Annotated in this window: 13 protein-coding genes and 1 tRNA gene; 3 read left to right on the top strand and 11 right to left on the bottom strand. The window is 60.9% G+C overall.

The window, feature by feature from the left end; all coding sequences use genetic code 11:
* Window position 1 precedes the first annotated feature (1 nt).
* The 10 genes from AB8A23_RS07790 to AB8A23_RS07745 all read right to left on the bottom strand — a co-directional run bounded on the left by AB8A23_RS07790 (window position 2) and on the right by AB8A23_RS07745 (window position 9,056).
* The gene (locus AB8A23_RS07790) at window positions 2–706 is read right to left on the bottom strand and encodes an ABC transporter ATP-binding protein (protein ID WP_120287370.1); all 705 of its coding nucleotides are present in this window, start codon (window positions 704–706) and stop codon (window positions 2–4) included.
* Window positions 699–1,454, bottom strand: coding sequence for an ABC transporter ATP-binding protein (locus AB8A23_RS07785; RefSeq protein WP_158596725.1), 756 nt, complete (start codon window positions 1,452–1,454; stop codon window positions 699–701). The genes AB8A23_RS07790 and AB8A23_RS07785 overlap by 8 nt, the downstream gene beginning before the upstream one ends.
* Window positions 1,455–1,516: 62 nt before the next feature.
* Window positions 1,517–2,776 (bottom strand): ABC transporter substrate-binding protein, encoded by a 1,260-nt coding sequence (locus AB8A23_RS07780; protein WP_120287372.1) that lies wholly within the window; start codon window positions 2,774–2,776, stop codon window positions 1,517–1,519.
* A 45-nt stretch (window positions 2,777–2,821) separates the two neighbouring features.
* Entirely contained in the window at window positions 2,822–3,784 is a 963-nt protein-coding gene (locus AB8A23_RS07775) for a branched-chain amino acid ABC transporter permease (RefSeq protein ID WP_439059982.1), read from the bottom strand.
* Window positions 3,781–4,632: a branched-chain amino acid ABC transporter permease gene (locus AB8A23_RS07770; RefSeq protein ID WP_309942404.1), complete on the bottom strand. Its 852-nt coding sequence runs from the start codon at window positions 4,630–4,632 to the stop codon at window positions 3,781–3,783. Before AB8A23_RS07770 ends, AB8A23_RS07775 begins: the two co-directional genes overlap by 4 nt.
* Before the next feature lie 19 nt (window positions 4,633–4,651).
* Window positions 4,652–5,536, bottom strand: a complete 885-nt coding sequence (locus tag AB8A23_RS07765) for a polysaccharide deacetylase family protein (RefSeq protein ID WP_120287374.1) — start codon at window positions 5,534–5,536, stop codon at window positions 4,652–4,654.
* A 2-nt stretch (window positions 5,537–5,538) separates the two neighbouring features.
* Entirely contained in the window at window positions 5,539–6,246 is a 708-nt protein-coding gene (locus tag AB8A23_RS07760) for a fumarylacetoacetate hydrolase family protein (protein WP_309942401.1), read from the bottom strand.
* Complete coding sequence (locus AB8A23_RS07755; protein WP_231078929.1) at window positions 6,243–7,127, bottom strand: polysaccharide deacetylase family protein; 885 nt, start codon at window positions 7,125–7,127, stop codon at window positions 6,243–6,245. The genes AB8A23_RS07760 and AB8A23_RS07755 overlap by 4 nt, the downstream gene beginning before the upstream one ends.
* A 37-nt stretch (window positions 7,128–7,164) precedes the next feature.
* Window positions 7,165–7,812, bottom strand: a complete 648-nt coding sequence (locus AB8A23_RS07750) for a cysteine hydrolase family protein (RefSeq protein ID WP_439059983.1) — start codon at window positions 7,810–7,812, stop codon at window positions 7,165–7,167.
* Between the two features lie 2 nt (window positions 7,813–7,814).
* Window positions 7,815–9,056, bottom strand: a complete 1,242-nt coding sequence (locus tag AB8A23_RS07745; protein ID WP_439059984.1) for an alpha/beta hydrolase family protein — start codon at window positions 9,054–9,056, stop codon at window positions 7,815–7,817.
* A gap of 227 nt (window positions 9,057–9,283) precedes the next feature.
* On the opposite strand from AB8A23_RS07745, the gene AB8A23_RS07740 reads away from it, so the two are divergent.
* Both AB8A23_RS07740 and AB8A23_RS07735 read left to right on the top strand, forming a co-directional pair.
* Window positions 9,284–10,033 (top strand): GntR family transcriptional regulator, encoded by a 750-nt coding sequence (locus AB8A23_RS07740; protein WP_439059985.1) that lies wholly within the window; start codon window positions 9,284–9,286, stop codon window positions 10,031–10,033.
* Between the two features lie 105 nt (window positions 10,034–10,138).
* Window positions 10,139–12,868: a bifunctional diguanylate cyclase/phosphodiesterase gene (locus AB8A23_RS07735; protein ID WP_439059986.1), complete on the top strand. Its 2,730-nt coding sequence runs from the start codon at window positions 10,139–10,141 to the stop codon at window positions 12,866–12,868.
* Between the two features lie 60 nt (window positions 12,869–12,928).
* On the opposite strand, the gene AB8A23_RS07730 is transcribed toward AB8A23_RS07735, so the two are convergent.
* Window positions 12,929–13,005: transfer RNA gene (locus AB8A23_RS07730), tRNA-Arg, on the bottom strand.
* A gap of 195 nt (window positions 13,006–13,200) precedes the next feature.
* Between AB8A23_RS07730 and AB8A23_RS07725 the strand changes: the two genes are divergently transcribed.
* Window positions 13,201–13,581 carry a hypothetical protein gene (locus tag AB8A23_RS07725; protein WP_089267744.1) on the top strand — a complete coding sequence of 127 codons (381 nt, stop codon included), beginning with the start codon at window positions 13,201–13,203 and terminating at the stop codon, window positions 13,579–13,581.
* Window positions 13,582–13,588: the final 7 nt, after the last annotated feature.

The following is a 13,588-nucleotide window of genomic DNA, read 5'->3' as shown; positions in this document are numbered from 1 at the left end:
CTCAATGCACGCCGAGGCGCTGGAATAGCACGTCAGTCTGCTCATTCATTTCCTGCGACGTGCCGTGATGCACGATCTGCCCGGTCTCCATGATGTAGACTCGATCGGCGACGGCCAGCGCGCTATAGAGATTCTGCTCGACCAGCAGGATCGACAGCCCTTCCTTTTTAAGATCGAGAATGATGCTTTCGAGGTGCTGCACCATCACCGGCGCGAGGCCTTCGGACGGCTCGTCCATCAGGATCAATTCGGGATCGATCATCAGCGCACGGCCCACAGCCAGCATGCCGCGCTCACCACCAGACAACTGGCCACCGCGGTGATAGCGGCGCTCAGCAAGCCGCGGAAAAATTCCGAATACGCGATCGAGCGTCCAGCCGTCCTTGGCGCGCGCGCTCTTCAGCATGGTCAGATGTTCGGTCACCGTCAGCGACGGAAACAGCCGCCGCCCCTGCGGCACGATCGCAATCTTGCGATTGGCGATATCATGGGGACGCAGACCAATAAGGCTATCGCTGCGCCAGGTAATCGTGCCCGAGCGCACCTGCGGCGGCGTCAGGCCCATGATCGAGCGAATGAAGGTGGTCTTGCCCATGCCATTGCGGCCGAGCAGCGCCACTATCTCGCCAGGGCGCACCTCAAGCGACGCACCGCGCACCACGACGGCGTCGCCGTAACCGCTGTGCAGATCCTTGACTTCAAGCATGACGCGGCTTCCCGAGATAGACTTCCTGAACCTGCTTGTTGCGGCGGATGCCTTCCGGCGGCTCCTCCACCAGCACGCGGCCTTCGAACATGCAGGTGACGTAGTCGACCAGACCGAGTGCCAGATCCATGTCGTGTTCGATCAGGATCACGGTGATCGCCGGATCGAGCGAACGGATCACCTCGGCAATCATCGAGCGCTCCGACGGCGACAGGCCGGCCGCGGGCTCATCCAGTAGCAACATGGTTGGCGTCGTCACCAGCGCAATCGCGATTTCGAGCTGACGCTGCTCGCCATAGGACATTTCTTTGACGATGATGTCCGCGCGTTCGGCGATCCGTGCGGCATTCAGCGCGGCCGCGATACGTGTAGCCTCACCCTCGTCCGCATCTGGCGAGCCGAACAGCGAAAACTTCTTCGGCTTCAATCCACGCAGCGCCAGCATCATGTTGTCCTGCACGCTCAGCGTGGGGAACAGGTTGGTGATCTGGAAGGTACGCGAGATGCCGAGCTGCGCACGCCGGTGTGGCGGCAGTCTGGACACGTCGTGTCCATTGAATGTGATCTTGCCGGAGGTCGGCGGATGCGCGCCGGCGATGGCATTGAACAATGTGGTCTTGCCGGCGCCATTGGGGCCGATGATGGCGCGGCGCTGGCCCCGCGGCACAATCAGGCTGACGCCATCGACCGCCCGCAAGGCATCGAAGGCCACTACCACATCTGTCAGCGTCAGGATCGGATCGGACACGAATAATTCCCAGTGAACGAGACGCGGCGACACGGCCGCGCCTCGATGTCAGCAACATTGAATCAGGTCTTCTTGATGCCCTGAAAGGTCCGCGAGTAAGGCGGCTGCTTCAGATAGGTCGCCGGATCGTACTTCCAGAATTGCGAGACATTCGGATAGGTCTCGATCGGCACGTTCCAGTATTTACCATCGGCGCGCTTGACGACCTTGCGAATGTAGACGTCGTAGATCGGGTTGCCGTAGTCGTCGAACTTCACGGTCTTGCCGAGCGGCGAATTGTCGAGCTCGGTCTTGAGCACCGTATCAATGAAAGCCTCACGATCCTCGACCTTGCCGCCCATCTTCTTCAGCGCGGCATCGATCCACATCATACCGGAATACATCGAGAAACCGTAGAGCGACGGGATCTTGCCGTACTTCGCCTCATAATCCTTCTCGAACTTCGCCGTGGTCGGGACGTCCGAACCTTCGGCGAAATGCGCGGCTGCGATGATGCCTTCGCATTCGGGGCCCATGGTGCGGATCACCGACTGGTCGGTGCCGTTCATCGCCATCAACAGTGGCGTCTTTTCCTTCAGACCGAATGACGCATATTGCTGGATCAGACGAGTCGAGTCCGCGCCGGTCTCCATCGCGAAGATTGCGTCGACCTTGAGATCGGCAAGCTGGCCGAGATAGGGGCTGAAGTCGGCAGTGTTCAGCGGATGCCAGAACTGCTGCACGATCTGCCCGCCCCCTTCGGTGAACACCTGGGCGAGACCGCCGCACTGTTCGTGGCCGAAGGTGTAATCCTGGCTGATGGTGGCGATCTTCTTGTAGCCCTGCTTCAGGGCCCAATCACCGAACGGATGGGTGAAGGCGCTGGCAGAATAGCCGGCGACGCGGATTACGTTCTTGATGCGGGCGCGCTGGGTGAGATCGTCAGCCGCGATAATCGGAATGAAGTAGGGCGTGCCGGTGCCCTTAACGTAGTTGGCGACAGCAAGGCCGGTATTGGCGAGCAGATTGCCGATCAACATGTGGCAATTGCCCTGCTCGACCAGGCGGCGCGCTTTCTGCAAAGCGGTGTCGGGATTCGACGCATCGTCCTCGATCACCAGCTCGACCTTGCGGCCGCCCATCTCGTTCTTTACCTGATCGAGATAGAACTGCACGCCCTCGACCATTTCCTTGCCGCCCGAAGCGACAACGCCGGTCAGCGGCGCCAGCAGACCGATCTTGATCGGGCTCGCCTGGGCCTGAGCCGAGCGCCACGGAGCGACGCCGACGCCCGCGGCAGCGACAGCCGCCGTCGTGTTCTTGAGAAATTGCCTGCGATCCATCTCGAAGTCCTTTCGTGAGCAACCCGATTGAAACGTAAAACCGACTTATCGCACCTTGCGCGAAGTGATCGCGCGCAGCTTGCCTATGATGCCCTCGGGGGCGAAGATCATGATGAGAACGAACGTGATGCCGAGAACCATCAGCCAGCGTTCGGTGTAGGAACTGACGATGTTCTCCAGCACGATGATCGCCGCTGCGCCGACGAAAGCCCCAAACAACGTGCCGACACCGCCCGCGATCATCATCAACACGCCCTCCACCGATTGCGCGAGCGCGACCGTCGAGGGGCTGACAAAATTGTTGAACATCGCATAGAGCCCACCGGCGATGCCGGCGAAGATGCCTGACACCGTGAAACCGATGAACAGATGCAGCGGCACATTGTAACCGAGGCTGCGCATGCGGCTCTCACTGTCGCGGATACCGCGCAACGTCAGGCCGAACGGCGATCGCACGAACCGCCACATGGCAAAGGACACGACAATTGCGCCGGCCAGCACCGCCCAATAGAACGCGCTGTGGCTCATCAGGGCTGCCGGCCGCACATCGGCGCGCATGCCGTTCTCGCCGCCGGTGACCTGCGTCCAGCGCAAGCAGACGCCCCACACGATCATGCCCAGCGCCAGCGTCAGCAGCAGGAAGTAGACGCCGGAGGTGCGGACTGCGAGCAGCGCAAATACCGAGGCCACCGCGGTGGCCGCCAGCACACCAAGCGCGAAGCCCGCCCAGGGCGACAGACCGGCCTGGCCGGTCGCATAAACGACGACATAGGTCGAGACACCGAAGATGGCACCATGCCCGAGGGAAGTCCGGCCGGCAAAACCGGCGAGAATGTCGATCGACATGGCAAGGACTCCGAAGATCAACACTTCGGTGGCGAGGCCGACCTGATAGCTCGACAGCACCATCGGCAGGCAGGCAGCGACGATCACCGCCAGCGCGGCGATGACGAGCGCACGACTAGTCATGCCGGCGAGAACTGACGTTTTGGATACGGGCTGCGTCATGTGGCACGTCCGAACAGGCCGAGCGGACGGAATGCGAGCAACACCGCCATCGGGCCGAAGATCACGAAATAAGCGAGTTCGGGGAACATCACCTGACCGAGCGTATTCAGAAGCCCGACCAGCAGGCTACCGACACCGACGCCGACGAGGCTGCCACGCCCACCGATGATGACGACGGCGAGACTGAAGGTGAGGATTTCCGCGTCCGCCGAGGGATAGAGCGACAGGAACGCGCCTCCCATCAGGCCGCCAAGGCCGGCGAGCGCCGAACCGAACAGGAAGGTGAAGAGGAAGACGCGGCGAATATTGACGCCGGAGGCTTCGACCATCTCGGCATCGTCGACGCCGGCACGGATCAGCGCGCCGAGCTTTGTATGATTGAGCAGCACCCACAGGCCGACGAAGACGAAGATGCCCATCCCCAGCACAAACAACCGGTAGATCGGATAGAAGGTGCCGAACACCCGCGTGCCGCCGCGCAACATCTCCGGGATCGGCACCGTGAAGCTGTCGCCGCCCCAGATCACCAGCGCGAGATCGTTGAGGAAAAAGGCGACGCCGAGCGTCAGCAGCACCTGCCGCAGCTCATTGCCACGTACGAAGCGCAGCAATCCCTGATCGAGCACGAAGCCGATGGCCGCAATCGCCGCCATGGCGCCGATACCACCGACGACAAAGCTGCCGGTCTTCACCGCAACGCTATAGCCGATATAGCCGCCGAAGAGATACAGCGCGCCATGCGCGAGATTGACGATGCGCAGCAGGCCGAAGATCAGCGTGAAGCCGCTTGCCACCACGAACAGCAGCGCGGCGAAAGTCAGGCCGTTGAGGAGTTGAAAGAGACTCATGCCCTGCTGCTTGCCTGATCTATGCTTCTGGCGCTTTCGGTCCGACCGAAAGATACCAATCGAGAATCTGTTCGCCGGTCATGAAAGCCACGTCGGATTTCTTCTGGATGGTCTCGAAGATCCGGCGGAAGTGCTTCAGGCGATGCGGCGCGCCCATGATGTAGGGATGCACAACCAATGCCATGACCCGGGCCGAATTCTCGGAATCCTCGTAAATCTGCTCGAACTGGTCGATGGCCCGGTCGTAATATTCCGACGCCTTGTGATGCTGGATCAGCATCATCGCGACGTCATTGCATTCCTGCGTATAGGGCACGTTGACGATCGGTGTCGTCGTGGTCTTGAGCCACACCGGCTGATCGTCGAGTACCCAGTCGGCGACGTAGTCATAGCCTTCCTGTTTCAGCAGGTCCGGCGTTTCCCAGGTCTCGGTCAGACCCGGCCCGAGCCAACCGCGCGGCCGCTTGCCAGTGGCCTTCTCGATTACGTCGGCAGTCTTGCGGATATCCTCGCGTTCGTTCTCAACCTTCTGCATATTGCGCTGGGTGAAACCGTGACCCATGAATTCCCAGTTGCGCGCCTTGGCTGCCTCGACGATGGGCGGGTAAGCGGCGATTGCCGAGCCATTGATCGCCAGCGCGGCGGGGAGCTTGTAGTCGTCGAACACTTTCAGCATGCGCCAGAAGCCGACACGATTGCCGTATTCGTGCCAGGCCCAGTTCGGAACGTCCGGCGACGGCGAGCCGCCGGCCGGCGGTGTCAGCACCGTGCGCGGCATCGGCTGCTTGGCGTCCCATTCCTCGACATTGACGATGATCCACACTGCCATGCGCTTGCCATTCGGCAGCTTCAGTGGTGGACGAGCGTCAATCGGCGAGTAGGAAATGCGTTCGGTCGGCAACATGATCAGGTCTCCGGCTCAACGATGGTAATGCCGAGCGACGGCAGGCCTTCGATCCGCGCGTCGATAACGTCGCCCGGAACGACGGGACCCACGCCGGCAGGCGTGCCCGTATAGATGAGATCGCCCGGCTCGAGCTTCATCTGCTTCGACAGCTGCGCCACGATCTCCGGCACGCTCCAGATCATCTGGCCGATATCGCCGCGCTGCTTCTCGACGCCGTTCACCGACAGCGTGATCGCGCAATTGTTGAAATGCCGGGCATCGCGTGCCGGCGCAATTTCGCCACAAGGCGCGGACGCGTCGAAGCTTTTGCCCATTTCCCAAGGCAGTCGCATATCGCGGGCATCGCGCTGGCGGTCGCGACGGGTGAGGTCGATGCCAACGGCATAACCCCAGATGTGATCGAGCGCATCCTCCACCGCGATATCGCGGCCGCCGCGTCCGATGGCCAGCACCAGCTCAACCTCGAACTGGAAGTCTTCGGTGAACGCCGGATAAGGCACGCGCGCGCCGTCCGGCACCACGCTGTCGCGCGGCTTCTGGAAGAAGAACGGCGGATCGCGCTCGTCGGCTTCCTTCATCTCGCGGATGTGGTCGAGATAGTTGCGCCCCACGCAATAGACGCGGCGTACGGGGAAAAAGCCGCCACCCACGACCGGCACGCCGGTGACGGGAATTGCGGGCAGCATCTGCTGGGACGTCACGCTCACTTGGTCACCTGGGTATTGTACCAGTCGAGGATCTGGGCACCATTCCAATGCACCACGCCTTCAAACTGGTTCACATAGTCATAGATCGCTTCGAGATACTTGATGCGGAATGGCTGACCCGAAATATACGGGTGGATCGCGATCGACATGATCTTCGGCCGCTCGGCGCTTTCAGCATAGAGGCGATCAAACTGATCCTTGGCGCGGTTCAGGAGCTGCGTGCTCTCGTGATGTTGCACCATCATCATCGGGATGTCGTTCATCTCCACCGTGTAAGGCAGCGTTGTAAGCGGCCCCTTCTCGGTACGAATCACCGTCGGTTCGTCGTCATAGACCCAGTCACCGATATATTTCACGCCGGCTTCGGCGAGGAATTCCGGCGTCTCCAGCGTCTGCGTAAGACCGGGCCCCAGCCAACCCACCGGGCGCTTGCCGGTGAAGTTCTCGATCACATCCATCGAGCGGTTGATCATCGCCTTCTGGTCGGCTTCCTTGTGGATAGGCCCCTGCTCATAGGCATGGCCCATGAACTCCCAGCCAGCGTCCTTCGCCTGCTGGGCCACGCGCGGATAATCCTCGCAGACACGCGCATTGATCGACAGCGTGGGCTTGATGCCGAGCTTCTTGTAGAGATCGAAGAAACGCCAGACACCGACACGCATCCCGTATTCGTGCCAGCCCCAATTGGCGACATCGGGCAGCAGCGGAACGCCGGTCGGCGCCGGCAGCACCTGACGCGCCATCGGCTTGGCAATGTCCCAGACCTCGAGATTGACGATGGTCCAGACGATCATGCGGGCATTGCCCGGCAGCTTCAGCTTGGGACGATCGACGATGGCGGAGTAGTCGCAGCGCTCGCGCGGCTGCATGGGACCGGTCATGGCTGGATGCCCTTCGAAAGTGGGGGATTGTAGGAGATCATGCGGCGCGTCCTGCACCCTTGAGGCCATCGAGCTGCATCACCGCATCGGTATCCATCACGAAACCGAAGGCGGTGCGGATGCAGGCGAGGCCGGCTGCATGCAACTCCGGCCCGTCCATGCTGTCGACGCAGTCCTCGACGACGATCACCGAGTAGTCCCGCACATTGGCAGCCGTCGTCGTCGCCAGCACACAGGAGTTGGTATTCACGCCGGTGATCAGCAGCGTATTGATGCCGTGCGAACGCAACACGAAATCGAGATCGGTGCCCAAGAAGCAATCGTAGCGCTTCTTGGTGTTGACGATGAAGTCGCTGGGGTCCAGCAGCTCCGGCATCACGGTGCAGCCGGGGCCGCCCATGATATTGTGCCGCATCACATTCTTGCGCGTTGCTTTTGGATCCTCGGCGCGGGTCCGCCAGAACGGGTTGGCGCGGATTTCTTCTTCGTCGCGATAGGACGTGACCTGATGGATCACGGGGATGCCGACACTACGGCACCAGTCGAACAGCCGCTTATTGGCAGCGATCACCGTCTTCGCGACATCCGGCGTGGTCGGCATGGTCGCCACCGACATGTCCAGATGGCCGCGATGCAGGTCGATCGCGACAACAGCAGCCTTGATCTGATCGACACCAAAATTCATGATCACACCAGCGGGTTGAACGAAATTTTCAGCAGAGTGCGCTGATCGATCTTGAATTTGTCGGCGAGCCAGTCGGCCAGCACTTCCTGACCAATGGTCGGATTGTCGTGCTGGCAATGTTCAGCGCCAGTCTCATCCGGCTCAAGCACGCGCAACGTCGCATCGACACCATTGGCAATGGCGTGGTCATAGGTCGAGCGCGCCGCGGTGACCGTGAGCACGTCGTGGCCGCCATGCAGCACGAGATACGGACACTTCATGTGCTCGAGATGACCCTTCAGCGTGAAGGGCTTCATCAATTCATGGGCATCCTTCATGGTCTTCGCGCCGAATACCCAGCGGATATGCATCGCCAGACCGAAGTCGTCGCCCTTCTGGCCCCACATGTCATGCACCGACCAGACAGCCCCGTGCGAGATCACCGCCGCGAGGCGATGCTCGTAACAGCCGGCGCGCGCGGCGTAGTAACCGCCCATGCTGGAGCCGCAGACCGCGATGCGCGAGCTATCGACATCGGCGCGCTTTTCGAGCCAGTCGATACATTTGCCGACCGGCACTTCCGTATCGGCGCGGGTTGCAAGTCCGTGGCGGCGCAAGGTACCGCCCTGCCCGGGCAGATCGACCATCAGCACCGAGATGCCGCGCTGCAGGCAACCATGGGCCTGCATGAACCACATCTCGTCCTTGATGGAGTCGAGACCGCCCATGCAGATCAGCACCGGCAGCTTGTCTCCCGGAAATGGCGCACGGATGAAGTAGCCGCAGATCGGCTTGCCCGGCTCATAAGGGATTTCGACCACTTCGCCGGGCGGATTGAGATAGGAAATGAACTTATGCGAGCAGGCTTCCATCTTCTCGAAGGTCGGCAGCCGTCGCGAATCGGTCGGCTCGAGATGAAATTCGGCTTGGCGGTAATAATCGGCAGCCCGCAGGAAACAGTTCATCGCCGTGCGGATGTGGCCGAGCTTTTCTTCGGAAAGGCCGCGCTGCCAGTTGGCATCCGCGATCACCATCCACTCTTTATGCCAGCTTTCGAGGTCGCCCGGGATCATCCGCGAACCGGCCAGCATCACCTCGGACACGCTGCCGCCACCCTCCTGGATCTCACCGAGACCGCGGCGGAATTGATAGGCAAGCCAGGGATGCTCCGGCCAGTGATGCCAGCCAAACGGCTCATAGTGCGGGGTGCGATCCGCCGTGATCTCCTCGATGGCGTTTTCGCCGATCGACTTCCCTGCCGCCATGAGACGCGTACCGCCTGCTTCTTGTGAACGTGACCGCATCATTGCGGGTTCGGGTCACGAGTCAATCGGAATTACATACACTTTTTCAGATGCTCATCATTTCTGCGAATTGCCTCCCCTTTATGCGCGATATTTATGCAGCAAAATTGCGCTTTCCTGTATGCTGAGTAGCAAAGACGGATCACACTCGGATTGAATTGTATTCACTTTTCTGCGGAGCACCACCGATGCCCGACTCATTCCCCTTGCCGCCGCCTGAAGCTGGCGGCCCCGGCCGCGCCGCTAACCGGTCGCTATCGGTGACGGATCAGATCCGCGACGCCATTCTGGATGGCACGGTCAGCGCAGGCGAACGGATCAACGAAGTTCGTTTCAGCAAGACGCTGGAGGTCTCGCGGACCCCCGTCCGGGCCGCCTTGCAGGCACTGGCCGGCGAAGGGCTGCTCGACTACGCCCCCAATCGCGGCTTCACCGTCCGTGAATTCCCGCTCTCGGCCATCGTCGATGCTTATGAAATTCGCGCATCGCTGGAAGGCGTGGCCGCACGCTTCGCCGCCGAACGTGGACTGAGCGCCGAGGAGCGCGCCATCATCGAGGAAAGCCTTGTCGCCGGCGACAAACTGCTGGCGCGCGGTGAGTTCGCGGAAGGCGATCTCACCATCTATCGCGGCATCAATGGCGACTTCCACGACACCCTGCTGGGCGCCGCCCGTAACCGCATGCTGGCGGAGATGATCCGGATCTGCCACCACGTGCCGATGTCATCGAGCCGCAACATCGTCGCCTTCGAGCATCGCGACGTGCGCCGGCGTCATGATGATCACCACCGGATCTACGACGCCATTATGGCCCGCGAGCCCTGGCGCGCGGAGGTACTGATGCGCGAACACGTCTCCGGCGTGAAATCCTCGCTGGTCAAATCGCTGATCGAGCGCGGCGAGCAGGCCGATATCGTCAATGGTTCGGCGGCGGGATAGGCCGCCGCCAGCGTATCGACATCGTCGCGATGGCGCAGCGTCTTAACCTATCGTTCACCGAAGTTCGTAACGGCGTGTTGGCGGTCCCCCGGTACAAAACTACGCATGGGGCAAAACGACGCAAAGTCGGGGAAACGGTCTGATGGCGCTGGCGGCCTTGCTGGCTTCGCCGCGCTGCGCCGTTTCCGATTTCAAGGCGGGCCGATCCAAGGCCTCATCCTGTGCGGCTGCCTGCTGATTACCGCCATCGCCATCGGCACGGCCTACATCACCGTCCATTTCAGAGACCGCGCCATCGAGAGCAAGAAGCGCGAACTGGACAACACGGTTCTGCTGGTCGCACGACACTTCGACCAGCAGTTCGGAGACCTGCAGGGCATCCAGAACGACGTCATCACCTATATGAAGTCGGCCAACATCCAGAACAGCGCCGCCTATCAGCATCTGATGTCGGGGATCGACGTCCACCGCATGCTACGCACCAAGCTCAGCAGCCTGCCCTATGTCGGCGGCATCAACCTGTTCGATTCCGAAGGCAAGCTGCTCAACTCGTCGGAAACCTGGCCGGTGCCTGCCATCGACATTGCCGACCGTCAGCATTTCCAGACGCTGCAGGCCGACAACGGGCCCGCGGTCGTATTGGCCGAACCCGTCATCAGCAGGGTGACTGGTGCATGGACCGCCGTGTTTTCGCGCAAGCTGATCGGACGCCATGGCGAATTCATGGGCATCATCAGCCGCGGCGTCGAGCCGGTTCACTTCGAGAGCTTCTTCGCATCCCTCGCGCTCGAAAAAGACGCCAAGATCTTGATGATCCACCGCAACGGCACCGTGCTTGCTCGCTATCCGCAGAACGAGACCGTTATCGGCCAGAACCTCAGCAACAGCTCAGTCTTCAAGGACCTCTGGTCGACGGGCGGAACCTCGACGGGGCACTATATCAGCCCCATCGACGGGGAAGACGAATTGGGCTCCGCAAGGCGCCTCGCGGCGGCTCCCGTGATGATCGTCGCGACCACCAGCATGCCCGCGGCCCTGCATGACTGGCGCGAGCAGACCAAATATCAAATCATCGGTGCGACACTTGCCGCATTGGTGATCCTGGCGACGCTGTTCCTGATCGTCCGGCAGCTGAACCGCCAGCACCGCTCGGCCGAACGGATGCTGGCGCAAAAATCGACACATCTCGATACTGCAATCAACAATATGACGCAGGGCCTGCTGTTGTTCGATGCCTATGGCCGGCTGGTCGTCTGCAATCAGCGCTTCATCGACATGTTCGGACTATCCGACAAGATCGTGAAGCCAGGCTGCTATTTCCGCGACCTCATCCAGCATCGCAAGGACAACGGAACCTTCATCGGCGATGTCGACGAATACTGCACGTCGTTCTTGCGAAGCGTTGCTGAAGGCCCTGTCCACGATACGCTACTGACCACGCCGGATGGTCGTTCGATCCAGATCCTCGTTCAGAGATCGGGAGACGGCGGCTGGGCCTCGACGCTCGAGGACATCACCGATCGCAAACGTTCGGAAGAGCGCATTGCCCATCTTGCGCATTACGACGCTCTGACAGATCTCCCCAATCGGGTGATGTTCCGTGAGCGCCTCGAAGCGGAAATCGCAACGCTGCATGACGGCGCGCGATTTGCGATTCTCTATATCGATATCGATGAGTTCAAGAGCGTCAATGACACGCTCGGTCATGCGATCGGCGACGAACTGCTAAAAATCGTGGCCACGCGGCTGCGCAGCTGTGTCGGTAATGCGGGCTTTGTCGCGCGACTTGGCGGCGACGAATTCGCCATCGTGCATACGGGAATCGCTCGCCGCAGCGACGTCACCCATCTGGTGGTACCGCTCTATGACGCCATCCGGCAGCCCTATGAATGCCTTGGTCACCAGATCACGACCGATGCCAGCATCGGAATCGCTGTAGCCCCCGATGACGGCTCCGATCTCGACGAATTGCTGAGACATGCCGACCTTGCAATGTATAGCGCCAAGGCCGCTGGACGGCGCACCTTTCGCTTCTTCGAGCCTGCCATGGATGAAGGCGCAAGGGCGCGGCGCGCGCTGGAGCAGGATCTGCGGAAGGCGCTCGCGGAAGACGGACTTGAGGTTCACTATCAACCCGTCGTCGATATCGCCAGCAACGAGATCACTGGCTGCGAAGCGTTGCTACGCTGGCGACATCCGGTTCGCGGCATGATTTCGCCGGCAGAGTTCATTCCAATCGCCGAAGAAACCGGCCTGATTACCGAACTCGGCAATTGGGTATTGCGAACGGCATGCGCTGAGGCCGCCTCCTGGCCGGCGCCGATCAAGCTCGCTGTCAATGTATCGCCGATTCAATTCACGACGCAAACCCTGGCCTTGAATGTCACTCGAGCCCTCGTGGCAGCCAACTTGCCAGCTCACCGACTCGAACTTGAGGTCACCGAAACAGTGCTGATCCGCGATGATGAGATGGCGCTCGCGATCCTCCATCAGCTCCGCGGCATCGGTGTCGGGATTGCGCTGGACGATTTCGGGACCGGCTATTCATCGCTCAGCTATCTGCAGCGATTCCCGTTCGACAAGGTCAAGATCGACCGCAGTTTCATCCGGGACATCGTGGCGCCCGGCGGATCGTCATCGATCGTAGAGGCGGTTGTAACCATCGCGGCTGCCCGCAACATGATCACCACGGCGGAGGGTGTTGAGACAGCCGATCAACTCGACGCACTGCGTATGCTCGGTTGTACCCAGATGCAGGGTTTTCTTTTCAGTGCCGCCAAGCCGTCACGAGAGATTCGCGCCATGCTCCAGAAGCGCGAGATCGCTGTCGCCTGACACCAGGAGGTCCGAACTCGTCGCGAAAATGGCCTGTTTTGGATTAAACAGAAGGAAAGCTGGCGATCCCGGCATGACTCGAACATGCGACCTACGGTTTAGGAAACCGTCGCTCTATCCGGCTGAGCTACGGGACCGCGATCCCGGTCAGGAACACCGGGCATGGACAGTTCCATACCAGAGCCGTTCGATCATCGCTACCCGTTGGCAGTTCAAATAGGACGGGGCCGGAACCGGCGTCACATGCCCTTAAAAGATCGGGACATCTATCGCGGAACGTCTCGGACCGCCCATCGTTGGCTGGTTGTCATAATAACGATGGAGAATCCCGCATGACAAAGATGAAACTTCTTGCTGCTGCTGCCGTGGTCTCTGGCTTGATCGCTACGCCAGTGATGGCAAAGGACCCGATGAATCGCCGGGCGCAGGCCACGCAGGACTATCGCGCCAGTACAGTCGATAGCGGCTATCGTGATTCGGGCTTCTGGCCGGGTGACGTTGCGGCAGGCGTGGTTGGCGGCGCGGTCGGTGTAGCGGGTGCGGCTGTGGGCACCGCCGGGGCCATCGCAACTGCGCCGTTCCGGAACAGCTACAATTCCTATGATGGCTACAATGGCGTCCCGCGCGATTCCTACGCACAGCGCATGGGCTTCGTGTGTCAGCCGGGAACTTGGTTCCGCGGCGAGGACGGCCGACGACACATCTGCCAGTAATACAACT

The sequence above is a fragment of the Tardiphaga sp. 619_E2_N8_4 genome (assembly GCF_051810905.1).
Classification (GTDB): domain Bacteria; phylum Pseudomonadota; class Alphaproteobacteria; order Rhizobiales; family Xanthobacteraceae; genus Tardiphaga; species Tardiphaga robiniae.
Note: the sequence above shows the minus strand (reverse complement) of the source record. Positions and strands in the feature narration are given on the sequence as shown.